The sequence below is a fragment of the Rhodococcus sp. 2G genome, assembly GCF_001886355.1.
Lineage (GTDB): Bacteria > Actinomycetota > Actinomycetes > Mycobacteriales > Mycobacteriaceae > Rhodococcus > Rhodococcus pyridinivorans.
Genome location: NZ_CP018063.1, coordinates 4453153 through 4478533, shown reverse-complemented (window position 1 = coordinate 4478533; position 25381 = coordinate 4453153). Strand labels below are relative to the sequence as shown.

Genomic DNA, 25381 nt, shown 5'->3' with positions numbered 1-25381 from the left:
GACGGTCAGGACAGGTGCTTCGGCTCCGGGGTCGTCTTGTGCGACCAGTCCGATCCCGCGGGCGCGGTTCCGAGCACATCCGGGCACTCGTCGTCGCGACTTCCGGCGGGCGTCAGGGAGATCACGATCGACTTGTAGGTGGGGCAGTTGCTCTTCAGTGCAGTCGAATCGAGCGGGACGAGAGGGTTGGTCTCCGGATAGTAGGCGGCCGCACTTCCCCTCGGCAGGTCGTACTCGACGATCCGGAACCTCGTGGCGCACCGTTCGCGGTCGTCGCCGTCCCATCGTGTGAACAGGTCGACGAAGTCTCCGTCGTCGAAACCCAGTGCGGCGATGTCGTCCCGGTGCATGAACACGACGCGACGGCCGCCCTCGATCCCGCGGTAGCGGTCGCTGAGGCCGTAGATGGTGGTGTTGAACTGGTCGTGACTGCGCATCGTCTGCAGCAACAGATGCCCCGGCGGGACCTGAACCACTTCTACCGGCGAGACGGCGAATTCCGCCTTACCCGAATCGGTCTCGAAGCTTCGGGTATCGCGAGGCGGATGCGGCAGGATGAACCCTCCCGGACGCCGGACATTGACCTCGTAGCCTTCACAACCCGGGACGACGCGGGAGATGCGCGAGCGGATGTTCGCGTAGTCGTCGCGCATCGCCTTCCAGTCGATCCCGTAGCGGTCGCCGAGCGTGGCCTCGGCGATGCCCGTGATGATCGCGACCTCCGAACGCACGTGCTCGCTGGGCGGTTTCAGCGGTCCTCGGGAGGCGTGGACCGCGCACGTCGTGTCCTCGACCGACACGAACTGCGGTCCCGAGGCCTGGACGTCCTTGTCGGTGCGCCCGAGCGTAGGGAGGATCAATGCCGTTCTGCCGCAGACCAGATGGGAACGGTTGGGTTTCGTCGAGATGTGCACCGTCATGTCGATACCTGCCATCGCCTCCGCGGTGACAGCGGTGTCGGGTGCCGCCTGCACGAAGTTGCCGCCGAGGCCGAGGAAGAACCGCACCTTGCCGTCGCGCATCGCCTTGATCGAATCGACCGTGTCGTAACCGTTCTCACGAGGAGGATCGAAGCCGAACTCCTTCTCGACCGCGTCGAGGAAACTCTGCGGTGCGCGTTCCCAGATCCCCATCGTGCGGTCGCCCTGGACGTTCGAGTGTCCGCGCACGGGCATGAGGCCGGCGCCGCGCTTACCGATGTTGCCCTGCGCGAATGCGAGATTGCAGATCTCCTTGATGGTCGCGACCGCGTTGCGGTGTTGAGTCAGGCCCATGGCCCAGCAGAAGACCGTTGCCTTCGAGCGTCGCAGCATCTGCGCAGCCTCGGTGATCTGCTGACGCGACAGGCCGGTCGCGGCGACCACCTCGTCCCAGTCGATGTCCCGGACGTGTTCGACCCATTCGTCGAATCCCCGGGTGCGGCTCTGCACGAAGTCGTGGTCGAGCGCGTCCCATTCGACGAGGAGCGACCCGAACGCCTGCAACAGCGCGAGGTCGCCGTTCACCTTGATCGACAGATGCAGGTCGGACAGATCCGTTCCCCGACCGAGCACGCCGCGCGGTGTCTGCGGGTTCCGGAAGTTGACCAGCCCCGCTTCGCGCAGCGGGTTGATCGTCAGGATCTTCGCGCCGTTCTGCTTGGCCTCTTCGAGTGCGGTGAGCATGCGCGGGTGGTTGGTGCCGGGGTTCTGCCCCTGCAGGATGATCAGCTCGGCGTGGTGCACATCGTCGAGCGTGACGCTGGCCTTGCCGATGCCGATCGACTCCTGCAGCGCGATGCTCGTGGACTCGTGGCACATGTTCGAGCAGTCGGGCAGATTGTTGGTCCCGAACGCCCGCGCGAACAGCTGGTACACGAAGGCCGCTTCGTTCGATGCCCGTCCGGACGTGTAGAAGGTGGCCTGATCGGGGCTGTCCAGCGACTTCAGCTGTTCACCGATGAGGGTGAAGGCCTCGTCCCACTCGATCGGGGTGTAGTGCGTGGCGCCGGGCCGCTTGACCATCGGATGCGTGATGCGGCCCTGCTTGCCGAGCCACAGCTCGCTGTGCTCGGCCAGTTCCGCGATGCTGTACCTGGCGAAGAAGCTCGGGTCGGCACGTCGCTTGGTGCCCTCCTCGGCGACGGCCTTGGCGCCGTTCTCGCAGAACTCGGCGATCTTGCGGTGACCGGGGTCGGGATCGGGCCACGCGCAACTCGGGCAGTCGAACCCTTCGGCCTGGTTCAACTCGAGCAGTGTCTCGACCGAACGCACCAGCCCCATCTGCTCGAGGGATCGCTTCACCGCCACGGCGACGCCGGTGACACCCGCTGCGGCCTTCTTCCGGTCTTCGACCTCGAGGTCGCCTTCGTCGTAGTCGGCCCGCCGGTCACGGTTCCGCATTCGATCACCTCTCCCCACGCACGGTTTGCCGAGGAGTACCCCGGTCCGCCGCCTGCCGAAACGGGTCGGCGATTACGCCCGGACCCGCATCGCGCAGCCCCACCCGGACGTACTCTCGGGAAATGGGACGGTCGAAAATGCTCGGAATCCCGGCCGCTGCGGCGGCCGCTGTCGGTGCCTACGATCTTGTGCAGAAGCGCCATTCGCTGCTACGCAACTTCCCGATTCTCGGGCACGGTCGCTATCTGCTGGAGTCGCTGGGACCCGAACTGCGGCAGTACATCACGACGAACAACAACGAGGAACGGCCGTTCAACCGCGATCAGCGCCGGTGGATATACGCTTCGTCGAAGAACGTCACCAACACCTTCGGATTCGGCAGCGACAACGACATCGAGTACACCGACGGGTACACGATCATCAAGCACCGCACGTTCTCGGACCTGCCGCCGTCGAGTGCCCCTCACGGGGGCGACAAGGTGTCGCTCCCGTCCGCGAAGATGCTCGGCGCTGCCCGGGGACGTACCCGTGCCTTCCGTCCCGAGTCGTTCGTCAACATCTCGGCGATGAGCTTCGGTTCGCTGTCCGGTGCCGCCGTGGAAGCACTCAACCGGGGTGCCGGGACGGCCGGATGCCTGCAGAACACCGGTGAAGGCGGCCTGACGACGTACCACCGCAACGGCGGAGAATTGATCTTCCAGATCGGCACCGGCTATTTCGGGTGCCGCGACGAGGACGGACACTTCGACCCCGCACGACTGAAGCGGGTCGTCGAATCGGCACCCGTGCGTGCCCTGGAGATCAAACTCAGCCAAGGCGCCAAGCCCGGACTGGGCGGATTGCTACCCGGAGCCAAGGTCACCCCGGAGATCGCCGAGGTCCGTGGAATCCCCGTCGGCAAGGACTGCGTGAGCCCGTCGCGGCACACGGAGTTCCACGACATCGACAGCCTGCTCGACTGGGTCGAACTGCTCGCAGCCGAAACGGGACTTCCCGTGGGGATCAAGTCCGCCGTGGGCGACACGACCTTCTGGGACGAACTCACACGCCAGATGAGCGAGACCGACCGCGGAGTCGACTTCGTCACCATCGACGGCGGCGAAGGTGGAACCGGCGCTGCACCATTGGTGTTCGCCGACGCCGTATCGCTTCCGTTCCGCAGCGGCTTCGCGCGGGTCTACGCGACATTCGCCGAAGCCGGCTTGACCGACGACGTCACCTTCATCGGTGCCGGCAAACTCGGCCTGCCCGACAACGCGGTGGTGGCGATGGCGCTCGGATGCGACATGGTCAACGTCGCCCGCGAACCGATGTTCTCGATCGGATGCATCCAGGCGCAGAAATGCCATACCGACCGGTGCCCCACCGGCGTAGCGACGCAGAACCGTTGGCTCACCCGAGGACTCGACGTCCCGACCAAGGCCGACCGCGTCGCCGACTACATCGAAGCCCTCCGCCGCGACGTGTTCAAGATCGCGCAGGCGACGGGTGTGGCGCATCCCGGCCTCATCACTGTCGACGACATCGAGATCGCCGACGGCAATCGACGCGCCGTCACCCTGCGGGAGCTGTACGGCTACAGGGACGGGTGGGGACTGCCGTCGCAGGCGGACCGGGAGGAGATCACGCGTCTGATGACCGTGGAAGCGGTGACGACACCGGGTGGGACGGAGGAGTCGACGGCGACCTCGTAATCACCTGTGGTCAAAAGATCGACAAAGCGATGCGGCCGATAATGCCTCGTTATGTTAACTAGAGTGGAACCGGACCTCCTCCGGACAGGTGCGGCAGGGCGTCCGAGGCGTTCGAAGATCCCTGGTTCGCCCGAATCGATGCGATGGGCCCCACCTGTCACTCGGCCTCTGGCTCGAGTCCGGCCCACCTCCGGACTGCGACCGGCCTGCCGGCGCCCGTGCCGGATCGAGCCGCCGATCCGCTCGACGCGCGTTCGGCTGCTCATGCATCGGGTGCCATGCCGCAGCGACGCGCACACTGCACCGACCCACGGTTCACCGATGCGGCGTTGCGGCAGCACCGTGTGGTCGTCGCGTGCGCGTTGCGCGCCGCAGATCGCGCGGACGATGCGCATGTTGGTGGCGCGGGATCATCCCGTCCCCCGGGGTGCTGCGACCACCGATCGCCCCTTCTCGCCTCTTCCACATTTGATGGATAATCGGGGTTATCCATGATTTATCGCAGTGGCGGAACTGCGCAAGGGTGACCCCGCCAATCAGCGCCATCCTGCGATCCGAAGGACGCCACGTCGAGAGGCCGTCAAGCCCGCTGGCACGTGCGAGTTGCTACCGGGGATCCTCTGTGGGGGGGTTCCGGTAGTAATCGCGCGGAAAACAACACATATGGCTGGACCAGCGACGATGCCGTCGTGATCGGCTCGGGCGGTGCGCTGGTTTGCGTCAGATGCGGGGTGGGGCGGGGCTGCTGATGATGCGGTGGATGGTGGAGCGACCGACGCTGTATTCCTCGGCGAGGTCGGCCAGGCTGGCGTCGTCGCCGGGGTCGTGGTAGCGGCGGTGGATCGTTTTGCGTGCTGCGAGAGGCAGTTTCGGCTGTTTGCCCTTGAGGCGGCCCTTGGCGCGGGCCTTGGCCATGCCTTCACGGGTGCGCAGGTGGCCCAGGTTGGCCTCGAATTCGGCGACCATGGCCAGGGTTTGCAGGAAGAGTTTGCCGAACGGGTCGTTCCAGTCGTAGACGGAGCTGCCGAGCCCGAACAGGACATCGCGCTTGCGCAGGTCGGTGAGGATTTCTCCGGCTTCGGCCATGTTGCGGGCGAATCGGTCGAATTTCGTTGTGGTCAGCACGACCTGCCGCCCGCTGACGGCCGCCGCTGCCGAGGTCACTGCGGCGAGCGCGTTGTCGAGGCCCGTGCGGTTGCGGCGGGTGGTGCCGGAGAACCCGGTGTCGATGAAGATCCGGTCGCGTGGAACGCCGAGAGTGAGGAGTTGGTCGGTTTGGATCTCGACGTCTTGTTCATCGGTGGAGCAACGGCAGTATCCGACGCGGAACGGTTCACCCATACCCGGAATTGTTCCGGATAGCGGGGGTTGAGCGGGACGGTACGCGGAACACCTCTACGGAACACCTGCGAGCTGGGCGGCAGTCCGCGGATCGTGGTGTTCCGGTGGCCGATCGGCTTACGGGACAGTCGTCGAGTGCCGGTCTGCGGGGTTCGGTGGCAGGTGGGGTGGATTGTCGGGCGGGGCGTGGACGATGAGGATGTCGCAGTGGGCGTGGCGGGCGAGTTCGATGGGCAGGGTGGGTAGCCAGCGGGCCAGCAGCGGGTGGCGGTGGGGGTGGCCGGTGACGATGAGGTCGGTGCCGGTGGTGGCGGCCAGGTGCAGCAGGGCGTGCAGGGTGGGTGGGGCCAGGATGTGGGTGGTGATGTCGGTGGCGCCGTGGGCGGTGGCGTGGTGGCGGGCGGTGCGCAGGATCGTGTCGGTGGGGGTGGTGCCGCGGAGTTGGTAGGCGTCGGGTCCGAGCCGGTCGAGGTCGGGGCCGAGGGTGTGGGCGTCGATGTCGTGGCGGGCGCACAGGATGAGCAGGCGGGCGTGGCTGGCGCGGGCGAGTTCGGCGGCGTGGTCGATCACCCGGTAGGAGCGGTCGGAGCCGTCGGTGTCGACGAGGATGGTGTGGTAGGCCGTCATGACGACCTCCCTTTCACGGTGAGTATCAGCTGTGGGGGTCCTGCAGTGTGGATGCCGGTTCGCGCACCGTGGTCGTGGTCGTGGTCGTGGTCGTGGTGGGGGTGGGCCGGGGTGTGCGTCCGGGGGCGAGGATGGCCAGCGCGAGTGCTCCGGCCGCGGTGATGGCCGCCAGCGCGAGCGCGGCCTGGGTGCTGCCGTGTACGAACGCGGTCTTGGCGAATTCGGCCAGTGGCTGGGCGGCGGGTCCGGCGCGGTCGGCGACCTGCAGGGCGGCGGCGAGGGAGTCGGCGACCGGGCCGCGAGCGGGTTCGGGCAGCTGGGGCAGGGCGGGTTGGATGTGGTGGGTGTATCCGGCGGCGAGCACGCTGCCGGATACGGCGATTCCGATGGCCGCGCCGATCTCGCGGGCGGCGTCGTTGACGGCGGCGGCGACACCGTGTTTGGCCACGGGGGTGTCGGCGACGATGGCGTAGGTGGCCGGGGCGGTGCACAATCCCAGCCCGGCGCTCAGGATCAGCAACGGCCACAACAGGTCTGGGTAGTCGGCGGCCAGGGTCAACCGGCTCACCAGGAAGAGTCCGGTCGCGATGGCGAGCAGCCCGGTGACGGTCATCGCCCGCAGCCCGACCCGGCTCGACAGCCACGGCGCGATCACCGAGATCGCCACCAGCGGCACCGCCATCGGCACCAGGCCCAGCGCCGAACCGAGCGGCCCGTACCCGAGGATCAATTGCAGGTATTGCACCAGCAGCAGGAACACCCCGAAGGTGACCAGGAACTGGATGGTCACCGACAGTGACCCGGCCCCGAACCCCCGCCGGGCGAACAACCGCACATCCAGCAGCGGCGCGGCGACCCGCAACTCCATGATCACGAACACCACCGCCGCGGCGACACCGAGCGCGAGGGTGGGGGTCACGAGCGGGTCGAGCCAGCCGCGCGCGGGGATCTCGACGCAGGCGAACACGATCGCCGCGATCGCGATCGCCACCGCCACCGCGCCCACCCAGTCCACCGGCGGGTGTTCCCGCTCGCGGGATTCGGCGATGGTGCACGCCAGCGCGGCCAGCACCACCCCGGCCACGGTCAGTCCCACGAACACCGATTCCCACGACCACCGCGCCAGCAGCAGTCCCGAGCCGAGGATCCCGAGCACCGCACCGGACCCGGCGACCCCAGCCCACACCCCGACCGCGCGCCCGCGATGCGCTTCGGGCAGCCCCGCGGTCAGGATCGACAGGGTCGAGGGCATCACCAGTGCCGCGCCCGCGCCCGCCGCCGCGCGGGCCGCGATCAGCCACACCGGCCCCGACATGAGCAGCGGCAGCGCCGAGGCCACGGAGAACACCGCCAGGCCCGCGATCAGCACGACGCGGCGCCCGTAGCGGTCACCCACCGCGCCGGCGGGCAGGACCAGGCACGCCAGGATCAGGGTGTAGCCGTCGACGATCCAGGTCAGCTGCGATTGGGTCGCCCCGGTCGCGACCGCGATCAGCGGCAACGCCGAATACAGTGCAGCCATCGCCGCGACGACCAGCGCCACCGCCAGGCACGACACCGTCAGCATCCACCATTCGGCCCGCGCCAGCACACTGTGACCGTCAGTCGTTTCCGGTGCGTTCACCGGCACCTCCCACCCGACGAAACCATCGGTATCGCTTCGCTACCATGAGTATCACAGGCGAGAGTGGTTGCGATAGAGTCGAAATCGGACACATTCACCGCCGCCCGTTTCCTTGGAGGTCTTCCCGACCATGACCACCCGCGACCAGGCCGACACCCGCACCGGACCCGCCGCGCCCCACTCCGCCACCGGCGAGCAGGACGCGGATCTCGATCAGGCCGATCCGCGGTTGGCGCGCTCGCGGGCACGGTTGCTCGACGCGGCCACCCATCTGCTGGCCACCGGCGGTATCGACGCGGTCACCATCGACGCGGTCACCCGCACCTCGAAAGTCGCGCGCACCACCCTCTACCGGCACTTCGGCAGCAGCACCCACCTGCTCGCGGCCACCTTCGAACGCCTACTCCCACGCGTGGACACCCCACCCGACGACGGGCCCGTGCGCGAGCAGTTGATCGCGTTGCTCACCGCCCAAGCCGACCTGATCGAGAACGCTCCCCTCCAGCTGACCACCCTGTCCTGGCTGGCCATGGGATCCATTACCCCCGACCCCGGCGCACCCCCTGACTCGGGCGCGGTCACCTCCCTGCGCGCCCAGGTCATCCGCCGCTACCGCGAACCGTTCGACCACATCCTCACCAGCCCTGAGGCCCGCGCCCACCTCGGCGACCTCGACACCAGCTTCGCCATCATCCAACTCCTGGGCCCGATCGTCTTCGCCCGCCTGACCGGGCTGTACAGCATCGATCACGACGACTGCGCGCGCCTGGTCGACGACTTCCTCACCGCCCACCGCGGGTAGTCGGCAAAAGCCCTGCCACGCTGCCCGATCGCCTCGTCTGCGCACCCCGGCGCGCGGTCGGTTCGGATTCAGAACAGGGTGTCGCGGACCCGCAACGGCCGGTAGCCGGTGGGTCCGAGCTGAGCCAACTCGGCGTCGATGTCGACCTCGATCGCGCCGAAGAAGTTGATGTTGGCGCTGTGCGCGGGCGAGATGTGGGCCAAGACCTCCTCGTCGATGCGCCGCCCAGCCCGGCGCATCTGCTCGACCGCCAGCCCGTAATACTCGGTGGTCCAGGTGATGAGGGCGTTGGTGACCAGGGTCAGACACCATGCCTGCTCGGTCTGGGCTTCCAAGTGACGGGCGCGGAAGGCTCCTTCGTGGGCATAGAGGAGGCCACGTTTGAGGGCGTGGATGGATTCGCCCTTGTTGAGCTGGCGCGAGATCTTGCGCCGGTAGTCAGGGTCGGTCAGATACCGGCAGGCATAGATGGTGCGGCGCATCGCCCCGTACTCTTTCAATGCTGCGGCGAGGGCGTTCTGTCTTCCCGACGCCGAGAGCTTGCCGACCAGCAGCGAGGCGGTGGCGTGCCCGAACTTCAGCGATCCGGCCAGCCGCAGCAGGTCGTCGTAATGCTCGGCGATCAGGTCCAGGTTCAACTTCCGTGTCAGCAGAGCGCCGGCGTGCGGGAACAGGGTGTCGGCCTCGGCGCGCGGCACCGGCCGGTACAGGGTGATCTTGCCCAGATCCCGGATACGCGGGGACAGCTGCATCCCCAGCAGATCGAACAGCGCGAAGTTCACCAGGGTGACCCCGTGAGTATCGGTCGCATGCTCGGTGACTGGCAGATCCGTTGCGTTGCCGAGGATTTCGTCCAGGACGTAGTGGGCTTCGCGGCGGGTGGTAACGATGACCTTGGTGCCGTAGGTGGTGTGCTGATCGGTGACGTGGGTATAGGTCGACAGGCCCTCCTCGGCGAAGAAGTGATTCACCGCACGGGCGGTGACCGATTTGCCGCGCGTCGGGAACCTCTGCCCGTCCGATGACGAGAGTGTGCCGGTGCCGAACACCGTGGTCAGTGGCAGTCTCTGGTGGTAGCCGATGATCGCCAGGTTCGCCGCGCGCAGCGTCTCCTCCCGCACATACCACTCCGCGGTCCAGGACAGAATGTCGTAGGAGATCCCCGACGCCGCAGCCATATTGGTGAGACCGAGGTTCGTCGAGTACGCCAGCAGCACCGCGATCAGATTGCGTTTCAACTCCGGGCTCCGCGTCTGCTTGCCGCCCGCGTGGGTGAAACAATCCAGGTAGCCGGTGCGCTTGTCCATCTCGATCAGCACCGACACGATCGGCGCGAACGGCAGCATCTCGGTCAGCTCGGCCTTCAACTCGATGGCCTCGGTCGGAATGTCCTCGGCGCTCAGCGGGGAGATCACCAGATCACCGGTCTCGTCCAAGCGCACCGGCCCGTCACCGGCGGCGAGCATCTGCTCCAGCTCACCGACCGCCGTCAACCACTCGTCGGTGAGCGCGGCCAACGCGGCGGCCGGGTCGGCGGGTTTGTCGACCAGGCGGCAGAATTCGGCTCGCTGCGGCTCCCATTGGGTCGGGGTGAGCAGGTAGGCGGCCGGGTCGGCGTAGCGGCGTGATCCGGGCACGAACACGTCCCCGGTACGCAGCCCGTCCCGCAACCCGAGCAGCACGCACAGCTCCCAAAAGTGACGATAGGCAACGGTATTGCCGGTCTTGCGGGCCTCCTCGAGATAACCGCGCCACTTGGTCGGCACGAACCCCGCCGGTGCGTCGTCGAACACCTTGCGGCGACCGGTCGCGTTGAGTTCGCGCAGCATGTCCACCGCGATCAGCAACTCCGTCGCCGCCGTACCACCGGAGAACCGGACCGCCGACAACACCGCCGGAGTGAACTTCCTCAGATACGAATACGAACTATCGAGAGCGGCCAGATGCCCGTGATCACGCGGCAACCGCGGCTGGGCCTGCGCAATCGCCGCACGCAACCGCTCCAACCCGATGCTTCCGCCCCGGATCAACCCGCCCACATCCTCATCAGGGATCTGCGGGTCGATGAGGATGGATAGGAGGTCATCCAGCAGCGCTTGCCGGTCCTCCCCGGTCTTCGCCCGGTCGGCCAGTTGCTCGCGCATCCGGTTCTCCGCGGCACTGAACTTCCCCGACAGCGCCTGATCGAACAACGCCACCACCTCATCGAGCACATCAGCGGCCGACTGCGCCAGCACCGTCAACAAGATCGGATACCGGCGCTGCGGATCGCGACGCTCCAACGCCTGCCCGGTCAGACGGCGGCCCAGCATGGCCAGGAACCGGCGACGCTCAGTCGGCAACACCGACAGATCAAGAGTGTCCGCGCCCAAACCGCGCACGAACTCCAGCTTCTCGACCTCGTTGCGCACAGCGGCTGTCGACGCCTCCACCGGAGGCGTCGACAGCCACCGCAACCGAGACATCCGGATCGAGACATCGGTGACCAGCAAGCCGTCCAACTCCGCGCAGCGTTGCGGCGTCAGCTCATGCGCCAACCGGTCGTAGGTCTCTCGTTGGGCCTGCTCACGCGCGTGCACGACGCGGCGGACCACGGTGTCGGGGCTGGGCCGGATCACCCGCGCCGAGATCAGATACTCACACCCCAACCGAAACAGCAGGGTCGGGGAATCGTGCTCCATCGCCCGCGCCAACAGGAACTCGTCGAGTTCTTTCAACTCCATCGCACCCGCGCTCTGCCAGCTCAGATACTGGGCCACCAGGTGCAGATGCGCGGTGCGGGTCTGCGCCCGGCGGCCGTACGAACGGATCTGCGACGCATCGACTTTCAGCTGATCCGCCAACCGTGCCACCACCACCGGCGGCGCGGCGGCGACCTTGTCCGGCACGAACCCCAGCCACGGCAGCGTGCACAACGCCACCGCCAGACCGAGCTGATCCTCCGGACCACGCCCCCGCCCCGGCGCGACGAACGCGATATCGGCCGACGTCAGCGTGAAGAACCGGAACAGCTCCTCGCGGCTGACTTCTGGAAACTCCCGCAGACGCGCCAACTCCTCAGCCGCGAATACCTGCGTCGCCATGAAACCCGACCTCCAGCACACCGACCAACCTCATCGGCAGCCAAGCCAAGCACCTACCGCACCCGCCCGCAGCCCGAACCGATCACAACACCATCGCCGCTGGTCCAGCCATATGTGTTGTTTTCCGCGCGATTACTACCGGAACCCCCCTTGCCGCGGCGGGTATAGATCACCTCGTTCTCGATCCAGGCCAACGCTTCGTCCACGGCCTGCCTGTGCGCTTCTTCGACCGCGGCCTTGACCTCCTCGTCCCCGAGTCCCCACAGCAACGAGATCGACTTCATCGGGGTGAATACCAGGTCGTAGCCGGCCACTGGCTGACGGGCCTTGTTGTACTGCTCAGTGATGAACTGCCATACCTGTTCGTCGCTGAGCAGGTCTGCCGTCTCACCGTTTTCGCGGCCCAGGTGCTTGCGGGCGGTGGAGAGCTGGAGTGCCTTCTTCGTCTCGGTGGTGGGGTACTCGCCGTGCTGCGCCTTGTAGGCGGTGCACAGTTCTTCGACGTCGTGGACGTATTCCTGGCTGTTCTGAAACCACGAAAATGCCCGACCGAGGGCGGTCTTCCTGGACCAGTTCAGGTGCTCTTCGGCCGACGCTCCGGGTCCGGGTTTGGTGTCCAAGGCGTTCGGGATGCGGGCCGCGCCGAACACCGACCGCATCGCGGATTCGGTGACTTCGGTGCCGACCTCGACATCGACCTTCTCGGCCAGCTTGCCGCACCAGATGCCGGGCGGGGTGCCCTTGGCGAGGTAGTAATCGACCGCATCGGGTTTGCGGGACTCGGTGGCGTCGCCCTTGGCGACGTGCTTGGTCAGATAGACGTAGCCGTCCCCAGCGTTGAGCTTGTGGACAGTCATCACGGGAGTTGATCTTGCCATGTCGGCACTTCAGTGCATGAGGTGTGTAGAAGTTTTGGAGCTGACCACAGTCAGCCCGGGCGTGCCCAGAACCTCGACGGTTCTGGGCACGTGACGAGGGGTGCCGTCGTGAGGTAACAGGGGAGGGGGTCGGCGGAAATGGAACCAAAGTTGTGATCCGACACGGCGCCCGAGTGTGCAGCGGTGTGGAACCGCCGCGAGCCGATACACTCCCGGGCCATGGCCACGTCTTCGAAGGCGGCAGCGCGCCGCTCCCTGCGCCCGCACACCACCCCGAACGTTCGGGAGAACCTGCGGCGCGAAAGGGAGCGCTTTCTGGCACGGCAGGCCGAGCTGGAGGCGTTGGCAGCTCCGATCCACGACGCAGCGGCGCAACTGGCGAAGCTCGACGCGGTGCTCGAATCACGGGCGGCCACGCCGCAGCGCACGATCGAGAAGCTGGAGAAGGCCCGGGATCGGCGCATCGCGAAGATCCAGCAGGAGTACGCCGCCAAGATCGAGGCCGTGCAGGCGGAAGCAGAGTCGGCCGGCACGCACCTGACGCCGGAAGAGCAGGAGCAGGAGTCGTCGCTGCTGCGTGAGTACGCACTCGCGATCGTGGAGTTCAGTGCGAACGCTTCGGCCGCCGAACTTGCGCCGCTGCTGGGCGTGAGCACGCGGGAGGCGAAGAAGATCATTGACCAGGCGAAGGACGACCTGGCCGCGTCCGGTATCGGCGCCTGGTCCGCGACGGCTACGCCTGCCCCGTTGCCTGCTGCCGACGACAACCAGCCGGTAACCGCAGCGTCATGACATTGCTTCGGTCATGAGCGTCGACAGCGAGCCGTCACTCGACTTCGGCTTCCCGGAGTGCAATATCGAGTACCTCGTCTCGAAGTCGTCGGATCAACCGCGCGGTGGGTGCGTTGGTGGACAACTCGTTGCGGCCGTCTAAGGCGAGTGTCGTGGCGTTCTCGAACCGAATGTGGTGTGTGAGCACAAGTGCAACGAGCTGTTGTGCCTGCGCGTGGGACACGACCACCTCGTGGAGTCCACGCATAGCGAGAACTTGCGCTACGCGATCGCCCTCGGCCGGCTCTCGGGGCGTTCACTGCTCGACGGGGCAGGGGGGTTCGCGGTACGAGCGGTTCCTGGCGATTCGTGAGGCACTGCGACACCGCTACGACGAAGAAGCACTGTTCGGCGCGAAGATCAATTCAGGTGACTCGCAGGGCGCCTTGTTCTGAAGAAACTGCAACCAGTTGGCGATGGGAGGACGAGTGATGATAAATCCGGCTCTTCGCACTTCGTAGGGGCGTGATGTTGTCCGACCCCGTGCCGTGTCGGTGATTGAAAAAGGGCCCGCGCCCTTGTGAGCTGGGTGTTCTTCAGGCAACCAGACCAGCAAGGAACGCGGGCATGCTCCACAGTAGTGGTTCACTGCTGCTCGATCTCGACGGCGTCGTCGTCGAATCGGTGCGGCGCCTCGACGACGGCAGCCGGATCGTCCGGCTCGGCACCGACCCCCGGTGGGTCGGGGTGTGCCCGCAGTGCGGGCAGAAATCGACACGGTCGAAGGGCTGGGTGACCACCCGTCCCCGCGACGTGCAGGTCGGCCCCGACCGCCCCCGACTCGAATGGGACAAGCGGAAGTGGTTGTGCACCAACACCTCATGCGATCGGAAGGTGTTCACCGAGTCCGTGCCCGGCATCCCTCCCCGCAGCAGGGTCACCCCGCGGGCGAAGACGATGATGGCCGCGGCCGTCCTCGACGACGACCGCTCGGTGGCCGCCGTCGCCGCCGAGTACCGGTGCGGCTGGCACACCGTCCACGATCGGGTCGTCACCGTCGCCGACACCGTCCTCGACGACGAGCCCGGGCCGGTGACCGTCCTCGGTATCGACGAGACCCGCCGCGGCAAGGCGAAGTGGGAGACCGACCCGGTCACCGGAACCCGGCGGTGGGTGGACCGGTGGGACACCGGCCTGGTCGACATCGGCGGCGATCAGGGCCTGCTCGCCCAGGTCAACGGCCGCAGCGCGGCGACGGTGATCGACTGGCTCGACGCACGCGACGAGCAGTGGCGACGGCAGATCACCCACATCACTATCGACCTGTCGTCGGTCTACGCCAAGGCGGTACGTGAGGCGCTGCCGCACGCCGAATTGGTGGTCGACCGGTTCCACCTGGTCAAGAAGGCCAACGAAGTCGTCGATGCGGTGCGCCGGCGGGTCACCCAGACCCACCGCGGTCGGCGCGGCCGCAAGTCCGATGTCGAATGGATCAACCGTCGCCGGCTGCTGCGCGGCGCCGAGACTCTCACCGCCGAGCAGCGCACCGAGCTGTTCACCAAGCTGCTCGCCGCCGACCCCAGCGAGGAGATCGCCGCCGCCTGGATCGCCAAGGAGCTGCTGCGGGACCTGCTCGCGTGCACCGCCCGCGGCGGGCTGCGGCACGAGATCCGGGCCGCGTTGTATCGGTTCTACAAGTTCTGTGCGGCCTGCTCGGTGCCCGAGGTCACCGCGCTGGCCCGCACCGTCGAGACCTGGCAGGACCCCATCGTCCGGGCCATCCAGACGGGCCTGTCCAACGCGCGCAGCGAGGGCTACAACCGAATCGTCAAGCACGTCGGGCGGATCGCATTCGGATTCCGCAACCCCGACAACCAGCGACGCAGGGTACGGTGGGCCTGCACCCGCCGCTCCCGGCGGAGCACACCCAGTCGGCGTCAATGCCACTGCTAACTGCGAAGAGCCATAAATCCTCGGGCCAGCACCGAGCTCGTCCTGTCCTGGGTGTGAGGTCCGTCGTGCGAGTGTGCCGCCGCGAATCGCGTGCGTAGCTTAGAAGGCTGGACGGGTCACCAGCCCGCTCAAGACCGCGCCCCGCAGGGAAATCCGCGGTGCTCATTGGGCCGATCCGATCCTTGTGGGGGACGTCGAGTACCGCGACTACAGCAGCGGACGCCTGCGGCCTCCCAGCTGGCGGGCCTGCGCGACGACAAGACTCCCGACCAGGTCGGACTGCCCAGACTGCACTGATGTAGCGATTCCCTCAATAGCGATTCCCCTCAATTGGGAAAGTAACCATGTTGGACTGTGGGCAAGAGACCATCCAAGCCGGCGCTTCTGCTTAGACCTCCCCGCCTTCGGATGAGTCCCCATCCTCCGGTTCGTTCTTGCACATCCAGTCCGGTTTGTCCTTGAACTTCCAGTACTGATCCTCTGGGTACTCTCGCCGAAACTTAAACACGTGGCATAGATCCTCTAGGAATGTCACGCTCTGCTCGACATCCGAGATGAGCGGACACCGGCGGTGTGCGTCGAGCGGGAGGCCGGCTACACAAGGCTCATTGATCTCTTCGATCGTGAGGATCCGGGCGTCAGGTGCGTCGCCCAGACCGAATCGCCGCCAGTATTGCTTTCCTAAAATGGGTGGGGCGAACGCTCGCACGGGATCCGTGATGACCCGGGGGCAGTCGTCAGTACATACATCGGCCAGCTCATCTTGGATTCGCCCAAGGATGGGTGTCACGGCGATTTTGGTCCAAGCTTCAATGAATTCTGGATTCTTGAGGAGATGGTCTCCCTCGATACAATCCCCAAGGTTGAAGATCACCTTGTGCAATCGGTTCGCCGGCCAATAGGGCATCACCGACATGATCAGGTACGCAGCAGCCCGCACCGTCTGTCCCCCGTCCACCGGTCGCGCCAGAGGTCTCACCCCGAGCCGCGGGAGCTCATAGGCGGCCTGGTAGAGAGTCTCGGTGATCGCGAGCGGCTCGTCAGGTATCAGCGTCCCCCAGGGGCGTTCGGCGAGTCCTTCGTCCGACTCCGCGTACGTGAACATCGCAATCGCTCGTCTTTCGTCGTCGGCAGCCTGGACGACCGACTGCCGTTCCCAGAAGTAATCCAAGTCTTGCTGGGTTGGTGTCTCCCCGAGTTCCCAGAATCTGGCGGAGAGCAGTGTCAGGCGCTGTGCATCATCGAGCGCTTGCGGCAGCGTACGAGCTGCGACAGTCGGGTGATCGCGGATGAGTCGATCAAGAGTGTCTCGATCCCAAAGTCGCACTTTTGGCCGAGGATGAAGCTTCTGCCAGTCAGCCACCCAGTCCCGCGTGGGGTTGGAGAATCTGCTGTTCGTGCAGAAGACGAAGACGTCGATATCATTTCTGGCAGTCAAGTTGTTAACCGCCGTCGTGACTTCGTCTCGAGGGACTGTTGTTCCGCGTCCCTTTGATTCGATCCACCAACGGGTGCGATCCTCCTCCCCGTCAGGTGTTGGCTGCACAAAGACCGCTTCGAGATCCCGGCCGTTGTCAATCGCGGTGACCCCACTGTGGGAGCCGGCTCGCCAGGCCAGCTCTTTCGCCCCCATCGCGTCCAGAAGCCCAAAGAGAAGTTCCTCGAGCTGCGCACCAACGATCGAATCCCAAAGCACCGATGTCGACACCGGCGCAGGTGAACCTGTCGCTTGCCAGGTTGATGGGACCACCTGATTGCCAGAGGGTAGGGACCACCGTGGCGCGTTATTGAGGATGCGTGTTGTCGGTGGCGGCGTCAACTGCTCCGGGCCGGGTGCGTTGACGGTAGGACGGTCCTTCGACGACGAGGGTGTGGGCGCTGGAGGTCAGCCGGTCGATCGCGGATTGGGCGAGGAGGGTGTCTGCGGTCATCGTCAGCCACTCCGACGGCTCCCGATTTGATGTGACGATCGTGGTCTTCTTCTTGTGCCGTTCTACGATGAGTTCGTAGAAGTCGTTGGTTTCGGTGGCATCGAGCGGTCGCAGCGCGAAGTCGTCGATGATGAGCACGTCGATCGCGGTCAACCTGCGGATCTCGGCGTCGACGGTGTTATCCAATCGGGCTGCGCGGAGCCGGGTGAACAGCTTGTCCGATCGCGCGAACAGAGCACTGTGTCGCCGCCGGATTGCCATGTGCCCTAATGCTGTTGCCAGATGGGTCTTGCCGACCCCGACCGGGCCGAGAACGATCGCGCACTGCTGGTTGTCGAGGAACCGCAATGAGGTCAGATCTGCGAGGAGTGTCCGGTCGTAGCGCAGATCATCGAGCGCATTCCAGGTATCGAACACCATCGCCGGGTCGAGTCCTGCCTTGGTGGCTCGTAGTGTCGCCGAACGTGATTCACGCCGGTTCACTTCGTCGGCGAGGAGCACTTCGAGGAACCCGATGTGGCTGAGTTTGTGTTGACGGGCCAGGGCGGCGCGTTCGGGCAGCGTGTCGGCCAGCGCCCCGAGTTTGAGAGCTTTGAGCAGTCGGACCATGTCGGTACCGACAGGTTCGGTGGCTGCGGTGCGGGTGTGGGTGCTCATCGGTGGATCTCCGTGTTCTCGGCGCTGTCGCCGACGACTGACAGTGTGGGTGCATTTGCGGCAGTGTTGAATTCGGATGGATCACGTGAGAATCGTGATGCGGTGTGTCCGACTGCTTTCGGCAGATCCGGCGAGGTCTTTTCGGTGGCGCGCTCGAGCATCGAGGCGATCTTGGTGACCGAGACGACGTCGAGGTCGAGCGACAGGGTGCAGGCCTGCTCGACCCGTTCGGCTCCGTAGCGGCGGACCAGTCCTTGCAGACGGTAGACGCTGCGGATCCTCGTCCACGGCAGCGGATCGTCGAGGATGCGTTCGGCGTAGATGCCGATGTTCGGCCCGTGCGCGGTGCACTTGGCGATCAGAGAGGTGACATCACGCAGCGCGTAGTCGGATCTGTGTTCGGGCAGGTCAGCGCGGTCGGTGCTCCGTCCACCCGGCGGCGTGCGGGGGTGGATCTTCACCAGGATGCCGCGGTGATAGAACTTCACCAGTTCGGTGTCGGCGCGCACCGACAGCGTCGATCCGATCCACTGTTGCGGCAACGAATACAACGCCCGCCCGACTTCTGCGTGGAAATCACGGTGCACTTTCACGTCCTTGAAGATCGGCACATCGTAGACCGCCGGCACCGGCAACAACATGGGTCGTTCGGCAGTGTCGAAGACCTCCAGCGGTCGTGCGCAGGTGGTGCCGTGGATACGCATGCCCGCGGTGGTGCTGCACCAGCGGACGACGGACTCTTGAGCTTCGGCGAGATCGGTGAAACGTTCACCGACCCAGAAGTTTCCGCGCACGTACTGCACGGTGCGTTCGACGCGGGGTTTGTCCTTCGGTGACCGCACCCGGGCGGGATCGGTGATGAATCCGACGTGACTGCTGTAGTCGAGCCACCCCTCGCTGAAACGCGGGGTGATCGGGTCCGCCGCGGTGACGACGGGTCTGAGGTTGTCGGGGATCAGGACCGCGAAGACCCCGCCGAAGAACTTCCATGCCGCCTCGCATCCGGCGATCACCGCCGCCAGCGTCTGCGAATAGGTCAACCACACGAACATGTGCCGGCTGTACACGGCGGTGAAGATCAGGGCATGAACTTTCCGGGATCGGCCGTCCTCGGGGTCGGTGAGCATCCCCAGATACCCGAAGTCGATTTGGCATTCGACACCCGGATCTCCGTCGACGACCCGAACGGTGAGGTCCTTGCGGCCGAAACCGCACCGCTCGGTAGCGAACCGGTGCAGCGTCCGGTACGGCACCACACAGCCTTGGCGGGCGAGGAGCACGTGGATCTTGGTGATCGTCAGCGGTTTGTGCTCATCGTCCCCGGCCACCCACCTGGTGATCTGCTGCTCGTGAGGAACCAACTGTTCCCATGCCGCACCGTGTCCATGAGGCCGGTCGGGGCGCACGGTGTCGACGACCGCAGCGATCAACTCGTCATCGATGTCGGCTGCAGTGCCGTCCCTGTTCAGCCCGGCAGTCTGGGCGGCGTCGACGTAGCGTCGGACGGTCTTGCGGTCCACCCCGGCGTGGTCTGCGATGGTGCGCAGCCCAGGCGCCGGCAGAGCGGCTGTCCCGAGCCATAGTCGCAGTACTTCTCTGATCTCGTTCACACTGATCTCCCGAAAAGCCATGCCCGTCGACCTCCGCGACCTCGCTTGAGCTGTCACAGACGATCGAACGAGCAAACGACGAGATCACCGGCAAGGCGCGCCGGTGGTCCCATAACTGGCAATCCAGGTGGTCCCATCACCCTGGCAAAATCAGCTCACACCGGTCCCATGCTCATGGCAGACGACAAACCCAATTCAGACATGAGTTCAGGATGCACTGCTACCAGGGGGGTGTCTTCTTAAAAGGAAGCGGAAGAACGAGCGCCGCGGTTGACGGTCGAACTACCACGATATTCGGCCACCCGGACCGGCACGACCTACCACCTGCAGAGTCCATTTGAAGTCCCGTGCCGACCTCCGTCGACCCTGCCGCGCCGGTGCTCTCGGTCGAGAGCGGACGCGGCGTCACCGATGGGATGCCGGTGGAGCGGTCAGCACAGATTCCGCCTCGCGGCGAGGAAGCCGTCACGCAGCTCGCCAGCACCGCCGCCGGTCGCGGCCGCGGCCACCCGCCGCAACGACGCCGCCGAATGGCACCGCTTCCCCATCTGGTGCACCGCCGAAGGCCACGTGGCGCTGCCAGCGCATCTGCTCACTGACGCCCCCTACCTGCTCGACGCCGTGGCGACCATGACCGAGCGGGGGAGCACGCCTACGTCCCAAGCACGGTGGCCCACTGGGACGCGGCATCGGCTACCACCACCGCCGCGCCGGGACCTCGCCCCCGGTGCGGACGAGCTGGTCACTGCGACGTTGTCGGGATCCGCCGCGATGGCCGAACACATCGACACCCTCACCGATGAGGAGGCCCACGCCACAGCCACCGAATGGCTCCACGGGTGCCAAAGCCACGTGGACGCCCGTAACCCCTCGCCAGAGCACTCGGGGTGCTGTCCGGGTACGACCTCAGCTGTCGTTGCGCGTACGACCTCATGTGTCGGTGACCGACGGTCTTATGGTGCCGGGGCGTCGGGCTTGCTGACAAGGGCTTGGCGGTCCTCGAGTCGGTAGCTGGGCCCGTTGATGGTCAGCACGTCGGTGGTGCAGCAGTCGGTCCAAGATGGTGGTGGCGAGGACATCGTCGCCGAGGACCGAGCCCCACTCGGTGAACGATTTATTGCTGGTCACGATCGTCGCGCCCTTCTCGTATGGGCGGCTGATCAACTGGAAGACTCCCCCGAGCACTGCGTGCAGGGAGGTGCCCCCGTGTTGGCTTCTTCGCGGTCGAGTGGCAGGTAGCCGACCTCGTCGATCACCAGCAACGACGGATGCATCGGGCTGCCCAGCTGCTTGGGCAACCGGCCGACCGCATCGGCGGCTTTGAGTTTGCGGACCGGGTCGTCGAGGGTGGTGAAGTAGATCGAGTACCCGGCCTGACACGCCGCGACAGCTAACGCCACGGCGGCGTGCGTCTTGCCCACCCCGGGCGGACCGAGGAGAGCGACATTGCTTGCTCGGGAGACGAATTCGAGTGTCGCCAGGTCCCGGACCCGGCGCGGTTCGAGGCCGGGCTGGAAGCTGTAGTCGAACTCGTCGAGGGTCTTGTGGTGCAGCAGGGCCGACAGCTCGAGGGCATTGCGGAAGCGCCGTGATTCCCGCACGGCCAGCTCCTCGGCGAGCAGATGGTCGAGGAAGTCGAGATAACCCTCCCGCAAGGGTGGCTGAGCCAGCCCATTTTCGGGCCGCGCCATGCTCCCGCCACGACCGCCGAACGACTACACTCGCTGTTTCAATCGTGTGGTATCGACGAAAGCGACGCGGTGTCAACCAAGCTGATCTTATTGATCCCCGGTATAGGCGGATCGACCCTGTGTGACACCTACGGCGATCCGGTCTGGGGGTATCACGTCCGCGGCAGCGCATCGACCATCCTGCGCCGACCCGAACGGCTCGCGATCGACCAACCGCTGCGACCATCCGGGCTCTTGAAGACGATGGCGGTACTCCCTTGGAAGAAGGTGGCCGGCTACGAGTCGCTGGAACGGACGATCCGCTCGTTATACCGGTTGAGAGACGACGAAGTAGACGTCAGCCTCGAGACCCGGCCTCCGAACCTCTCGGCTCGCCTCGTCTCGTTCCCGTACGATTTCCGCCTGCCGGCTCAAGAGGTCGCACAGCGACTGCTGTGGGACGTCGAACGGCGCCTCGAGGCACTCGGCCCCGACACCAAAGTCATCGCCATTGCGCATTCGTTGGGAGGCCTCGTGGCGCGGTGGTGGTGGGCAATGGGCGGGCACGCGGTGTGCGAGCGGCTGATCACCATTGGAACCCCCCACCGAGGAGCTCCGAAGGCCGTCGACTGGCTCGTCAATGGGGTCCGGTTCGGCGGTGGTCCAGCATCAGCGGTCACCGGACATGTGTTCGGCGAAGCCACGGAGGTATTACGCTCCTGGCCATCGACATATGAACTCCTGCCCCGATACCGGGCCGTGTTCGAACGGGATCAACCGCGCTACCCTCACGAACTCGCAGTGGCCACAGCAGATTTCCGGAACAGGGCTTCATCGGCATACGCTAGCCACCTTGAACTAGAGACGATATGTACGCGACTGCACGAATTGCCACCTGCCCAGCGGCCCACCCAAGTGTCCTTCTATTCGCAGGGTCATCCCACGCCGGCGCGTGCAGTCGTCACGGAGTCGGGTCTGCAGATCTCAAAGACGGACGCGGAGTGGCTGCCCAATGTCGGTTGGCTCGGTGATGGCACTGTGCCCGCGATCAGCGCCATCCCCATCGAGCACAGCACCGGGCCCGATGTCGACCAGTTCAGGCGGTTCGCACCCGAGTCGCACATCCCGTTACAGTCGGGTCAGACGGTGGCAGCCTATTTGGCCTCGCTCAATTCCGCTTCCCTAGCTTCCGTACGCGATGTGGGTGCCACTGCTCCGTGGATCGGGTTCGACGTCGACGACGTCTATCCGGTCGGCCAACTGTCAGTCCTAAGTGTCAGGTTGAACGGGGCTGACCGGACCGATGCCGGGGCACGGATCAGCGTGCGCGGACCTGGCGACATGGACTTCGGGGATGCCGTGGCGATGGAACCCGACGAGGACGGATGGAGCGTCAGAGTCGCTCCGCCAGAAGAGGGCTGCTACTCCGTGAAGGTCCAGGTAGATTATGGACGCAACCGCCAGATCATCACGGCATACGATTCCTACGGCGCCTATGCAGTGTGAGTTCGGCGTCGATGAGGATCCGAAGACGCTGGAGCAACATGCGTTCAGTCGATTCAGGTGCCGGGCCACGCCTTCTGCATCCGAGCGCGGCGGCGGTGACCGGGCCACGACGAATACGGTGAGCATCCGTTGACCTGGGCCGCCGACGAGGCCGAGGCAGCCGTCGCGCTGCGCGCGGCGCGTCTCGAACGGGCCGCAGTGATTCTGCGGGGCAGCGTGACCGACGCCCGCTCACGTCGCAATACTGCGACTCAGGTACGCGCGCTTTGCGCCCTCACCGAGGTACTGATTCGCACCGGTGAGCTTCCTGCTGCGAAACAAAGCGCTGGTTGCGCCTATTCGCTTTCCCGAGCACACGACCACCGGGCGGGGATCGGCATGGCCCGCAATACTCTAGCGGTGTTCGAATTGCGCGCCGGAAGGATCCATCAGGCGCGCGACCTCGTCGACGCGGCAATCGCCGACGTCGGTCCCGACGACGTCCCCACGGCACTGCCACGCTTCCTGTTCACCTCTGCGCTCATCCACCGCCGCGACGGAGATCTTCGACTCGCTCATACGTCCTATGAACGGGCACTCGCATTATCGATCCGATATGGCGATCACGCCCGGGTCGCCCGCTGCCACAAGGGATTGGCGGATCTGACCCTCCGGTTTGGGGACCCAACACTTGCCACTGAGCTCTACGAGCAAGCCGTCGAGGGTTCGCGTCGCGTCGGTGATCTACTCGGGGAGGCACATGCCTTGCGATGCATTGCCGAACAAGCCATGAGGGCATCCAACCTGAATGCTGCCACCGAACGATTCGAGTTGGCCGCCGTCGCCTACGAGCGGGCGCGCGACAGGCTAGGGCTGGCCTACACCTGCGTGGGTCGCGGTGAACTCGCGGCTTTGCGTGGGGATCCCAGCACGGCGCTGGCATCGTTTTCCATGGCGATCGAGCATGGCCGGGCGGTCGGCGATCGACTCGCTCAGGCCAACGCACACTTCGAACGCGGAGAGGCCCGGCGCATCCACGGTGACCTCGAGAATGCGGCTCGCGACTACACCATCGCGTTGCGCAGTTATCGAGAGTTGGGCGATGCCTTGGGCCGGGCGAATACGATGCGGGCCCTAGGCGATCTCGCGCTGAGCACTAACGCGCCTGGGCGGTCGGAGCCGCGCTACTACACGGCGTTGGCGGTTTACAAGCACCTCGACGCGCCCAACTCCACCGGCAACGCCGAGTACGGGCTGGGGTCGCGTTTCGCTGCCGAGAACGACGACGCCCGGGCCATCCGCCACTTCGAACGTGCGCTGCGCTGCTACGAGAAAGCACAGAACCTGCTGGGACAAGCGCGGACTCGGGAAGCGCTGGCAGGGCTTCAAGCGTCGCAGCACAAGCAGGCCGCAATCGCGACACTGATTACGGCGCTGGAGCTTTACGAACAGATCGGCGCGCCGTATGAGTACCTTCGGTGCGCTGAACGGCACGCCCAACTGGTCGGCGGCCACGACCGCGAACGTGAGCTAAAGGTGCTGGCCCATGTGCACCGACGCGGTCGCCAGATGGGCCGTTGGATCAGCAGCCCCGAGGGGCGCACGGCGTACGCCCGACGGCTCGATCGAGTACAGCGCGCTGCGCTGGAGTTGACGGTGCAACTGGATCGCAGCAGCGCAGCGGCGCAAATCATCGAGGACGGCACCTCGAGCACGTTGGCAGCCCTGCACGCCTTGTCGCAGGCAGAACATTCCCCCGACGACGACGTCGCCGCCACGCTGCGCGAGCGGATCCGTTCACTCGTCATCCAGCTGATGCAAGTGGAGGGCGCCGAGGTGATCACCGACAACCGGGGCGACGCCGGGCTGTCAGGAGTGCGGTCCCGCTGGAGGGCGCCGCTCAGCGGGCCCGCTTACACCCACCAGGACTTGGCCGCCCGGCGCGCCGAACGCGACCGGCTGCTGGCCCAACTCGAAGGGCTTGTGCAACGCGACGTCCGAGCTGTTCTTGAGCCACCCACCATTGATGTGGCAGAACAACTTCGGCTCGTCGCCGCTCGGCATCCGGTGATCCAACTCGCCTGCCCTGCAGGCCTGCTCGGCGGCGCACCGCTGTTCACCGTGTACACCAGCGTCGACGGTACTACTACCATCGACCGCGCCGTGATCGACGCCCACTCCGCTGCGGCGCTGGCGGCGATGACGCCGTCCGAGCCGACGGACCAACTCGTCCCCGTCTGCACGACACCGCCCGTGACAGTCGTCGAAGGTGTGGCATCGAGTGACGATGCGCCTGGGATCGACGCGCTGTTCGCACTGCTCGATGAGTCCGACGATCAGCGCTTGCGCGCATTGGGGGCCCTGTTGTTCTCCCCCAAGCTCATCGGTTACATCTCGGCGAACGCCCCCGAACCGTGTGGCGCCATACGCGTGCTGGTGATTCCCGACGTCCGCATCTGGAGTGTGCCGTGGGCAGCCCTCCCGTATGGGGACCAGTCGACGTCCCCGAGCCGACTGGCCGAGTCGGTGATGGTGTCCGTCGCCCCATCCCTACACGTAATTCAACTCAGCAGGACTGCGCGCTCGCGCGAGTCGGCGCCCACGGCGCGAGCCATCGCGTGGCTCTCGGGTGTCAGCGGGGAAGAGATGGAGCGGGCGGCTCTGGACCAGTCGTTTCACGGCCAGGTCGACCACCCCGAGTCGGCGCGCGACTTCCTGCGCAGCCTGGCGGACCGAAGTCACGAGTTCACCATCGCCAGCGTGCACGGACGAGCCCGCGTCGGGTTAAGCCCGGATACACCGATTCGGTTGGGGTGGCGAGCGGGTCGTAACGACGAAATGCCCTGCCGTAGTGGAAGAATCGATCTTGTCTAG

General features: G+C 65.9%; 16 protein-coding genes and 1 pseudogene. 6 read left to right on the top strand and 11 right to left on the bottom strand.

Annotation, left to right across the window (positions count from 1 at the left end):
* Positions 1 to 5: 5 nt before the first annotated feature.
* Positions 6 to 2381 carry an FdhF/YdeP family oxidoreductase gene (locus tag BO226_RS21225; protein WP_064256421.1) on the bottom strand — a complete coding sequence of 792 codons (2376 nt, stop codon included), beginning with the start codon at positions 2379 to 2381 and terminating at the stop codon, positions 6 to 8.
* A 122-nt stretch (positions 2382 to 2503) separates the two neighbouring features.
* Between BO226_RS21225 and BO226_RS21220 the strand changes: the two genes are divergently transcribed.
* The gene (locus BO226_RS21220) at positions 2504 to 4075 is read left to right on the top strand and encodes an FMN-binding glutamate synthase family protein (RefSeq protein ID WP_197481848.1); all 1572 of its coding nucleotides are present in this window, start codon (positions 2504 to 2506) and stop codon (positions 4073 to 4075) included.
* 720 nt (positions 4076 to 4795) lie between these two features.
* Here the strand turns inward: BO226_RS21220 and BO226_RS21215 are convergent.
* The 3 genes from BO226_RS21215 to BO226_RS21205 form a co-directional block, all read right to left on the bottom strand.
* Positions 4796 to 5416 (bottom strand): recombinase family protein, encoded by a 621-nt coding sequence (locus tag BO226_RS21215; RefSeq protein WP_010596700.1) that lies wholly within the window; start codon positions 5414 to 5416, stop codon positions 4796 to 4798.
* A gap of 117 nt (positions 5417 to 5533) precedes the next feature.
* On the bottom strand, positions 5534 to 6043 hold the full coding sequence (locus BO226_RS21210) for a universal stress protein (RefSeq protein WP_010596699.1): 510 nt from the start codon (positions 6041 to 6043) through the stop codon (positions 5534 to 5536).
* 25 nt (positions 6044 to 6068) lie between these two features.
* A complete protein-coding gene (locus BO226_RS21205; RefSeq protein ID WP_064257765.1) occupies positions 6069 to 7610 on the bottom strand; it encodes an MFS transporter in 1542 nt (513 codons plus the stop codon).
* Positions 7611 to 7797: 187 nt separating this feature from the next.
* Here BO226_RS21205 and BO226_RS21200 point away from each other — a divergent pair, with 187 nt between their 5' ends.
* Positions 7798 to 8469 carry a TetR/AcrR family transcriptional regulator gene (locus BO226_RS21200; protein ID WP_064257764.1) on the top strand — a complete coding sequence of 224 codons (672 nt, stop codon included), beginning with the start codon at positions 7798 to 7800 and terminating at the stop codon, positions 8467 to 8469.
* Between the two features lie 68 nt (positions 8470 to 8537).
* On the opposite strand, the gene BO226_RS21195 is transcribed toward BO226_RS21200, so the two are convergent.
* Positions 8538 to 11552, bottom strand: a complete 3015-nt coding sequence (locus BO226_RS21195; RefSeq protein ID WP_071935988.1) for a Tn3 family transposase — start codon at positions 11550 to 11552, stop codon at positions 8538 to 8540.
* Between the two features lie 53 nt (positions 11553 to 11605).
* The gene (mobF, locus tag BO226_RS21190; protein ID WP_083543696.1) at positions 11606 to 12409 is read right to left on the bottom strand and encodes a MobF family relaxase; all 804 of its coding nucleotides are present in this window, start codon (positions 12407 to 12409) and stop codon (positions 11606 to 11608) included.
* Positions 12410 to 12649: 240 nt separating this feature from the next.
* On the opposite strand from mobF, the gene BO226_RS21185 reads away from it, so the two are divergent.
* Positions 12650 to 13222 carry a hypothetical protein gene (locus BO226_RS21185; protein WP_064257819.1) on the top strand — a complete coding sequence of 191 codons (573 nt, stop codon included), beginning with the start codon at positions 12650 to 12652 and terminating at the stop codon, positions 13220 to 13222.
* A gap of 559 nt (positions 13223 to 13781) precedes the next feature.
* Positions 13782 to 15154 (top strand): annotated as a pseudogene (locus BO226_RS21175) (ISL3 family transposase).
* 388 nt (positions 15155 to 15542) lie between these two features.
* Here the strand turns inward: BO226_RS21175 and BO226_RS21170 are convergent.
* The 5 genes from BO226_RS21170 to BO226_RS21155 all read right to left on the bottom strand — a co-directional run bounded on the left by BO226_RS21170 (position 15543) and on the right by BO226_RS21155 (position 21043).
* Complete coding sequence (locus BO226_RS21170; protein WP_198040580.1) at positions 15543 to 16862, bottom strand: restriction endonuclease; 1320 nt, start codon at positions 16860 to 16862, stop codon at positions 15543 to 15545.
* A gap of 76 nt (positions 16863 to 16938) precedes the next feature.
* Positions 16939 to 17742, bottom strand: coding sequence for an IS21-like element helper ATPase IstB (gene istB, locus BO226_RS21165; protein WP_039585263.1), 804 nt, complete (start codon positions 17740 to 17742; stop codon positions 16939 to 16941).
* Positions 17739 to 19373 (bottom strand): IS21 family transposase, encoded by a 1635-nt coding sequence (gene istA, locus BO226_RS21160; protein WP_059381859.1) that lies wholly within the window; start codon positions 19371 to 19373, stop codon positions 17739 to 17741. Before istA ends, istB begins: the two co-directional genes overlap by 4 nt.
* 909 nt (positions 19374 to 20282) lie before the next feature.
* Positions 20283 to 20480 (bottom strand): ATP-binding protein, encoded by a 198-nt coding sequence (locus tag BO226_RS28475; protein ID WP_269666622.1) that lies wholly within the window; start codon positions 20478 to 20480, stop codon positions 20283 to 20285.
* Between the two features lie 32 nt (positions 20481 to 20512).
* Positions 20513 to 21043, bottom strand: coding sequence for an ATP-binding protein (locus BO226_RS21155; RefSeq protein ID WP_269454833.1), 531 nt, complete (start codon positions 21041 to 21043; stop codon positions 20513 to 20515).
* A 69-nt stretch (positions 21044 to 21112) separates the two neighbouring features.
* Here BO226_RS21155 and BO226_RS21150 point away from each other — a divergent pair, with 69 nt between their 5' ends.
* Both BO226_RS21150 and BO226_RS21145 read left to right on the top strand, forming a co-directional pair.
* Positions 21113 to 22528: a lipase/acyltransferase domain-containing protein gene (locus BO226_RS21150; RefSeq protein WP_064257621.1), complete on the top strand. Its 1416-nt coding sequence runs from the start codon at positions 21113 to 21115 to the stop codon at positions 22526 to 22528.
* Between the two features lie 129 nt (positions 22529 to 22657).
* Positions 22658 to 25381 carry a tetratricopeptide repeat protein gene (locus tag BO226_RS21145; protein ID WP_156895308.1) on the top strand — a complete coding sequence of 908 codons (2724 nt, stop codon included), beginning with the start codon at positions 22658 to 22660 and terminating at the stop codon, positions 25379 to 25381.

Excerpts from the sequence above, each read along its gene's own strand:
- BO226_RS21225 (WP_064256421.1), bottom strand. The coding sequence starts at position 2,381 with ATGCGGAACCGTGACCGGCGGGCCGACTACGACGAAGGCGACCTCGAG.
- BO226_RS21220 (WP_197481848.1), top strand. The coding sequence starts at position 2,504 with ATGGGACGGTCGAAAATGCTCGGAATCCCGGCCGCTGCGGCGGCCGCT.
- BO226_RS21215 (WP_010596700.1), bottom strand. The coding sequence starts at position 5,416 with ATGGGTGAACCGTTCCGCGTCGGATACTGCCGTTGCTCCACCGATGAA.
- BO226_RS21210 (WP_010596699.1), bottom strand. The coding sequence starts at position 6,043 with ATGACGGCCTACCACACCATCCTCGTCGACACCGACGGCTCCGACCGC.
- BO226_RS21205 (WP_064257765.1), bottom strand. The coding sequence starts at position 7,610 with ATGCTGACGGTGTCGTGCCTGGCGGTGGCGCTGGTCGTCGCGGCGATG.
- BO226_RS21200 (WP_064257764.1), top strand. The coding sequence starts at position 7,798 with ATGACCACCCGCGACCAGGCCGACACCCGCACCGGACCCGCCGCGCCC.
- BO226_RS21195 (WP_071935988.1), bottom strand. The coding sequence starts at position 11,552 with ATGGCGACGCAGGTATTCGCGGCTGAGGAGTTGGCGCGTCTGCGGGAG.
- mobF (WP_083543696.1), bottom strand. The coding sequence starts at position 12,409 with ATGACTGTCCACAAGCTCAACGCTGGGGACGGCTACGTCTATCTGACC.
- BO226_RS21185 (WP_064257819.1), top strand. The coding sequence starts at position 12,650 with ATGGCCACGTCTTCGAAGGCGGCAGCGCGCCGCTCCCTGCGCCCGCAC.
- istB (WP_039585263.1), bottom strand. The coding sequence starts at position 17,742 with ATGAGCACCCACACCCGCACCGCAGCCACCGAACCTGTCGGTACCGAC.
- istA (WP_059381859.1), bottom strand. The coding sequence starts at position 19,373 with ATGGCTTTTCGGGAGATCAGTGTGAACGAGATCAGAGAAGTACTGCGA.
- BO226_RS21155 (WP_269454833.1), bottom strand. The coding sequence starts at position 21,043 with ATGGCGCGGCCCGAAAATGGGCTGGCTCAGCCACCCTTGCGGGAGGGT.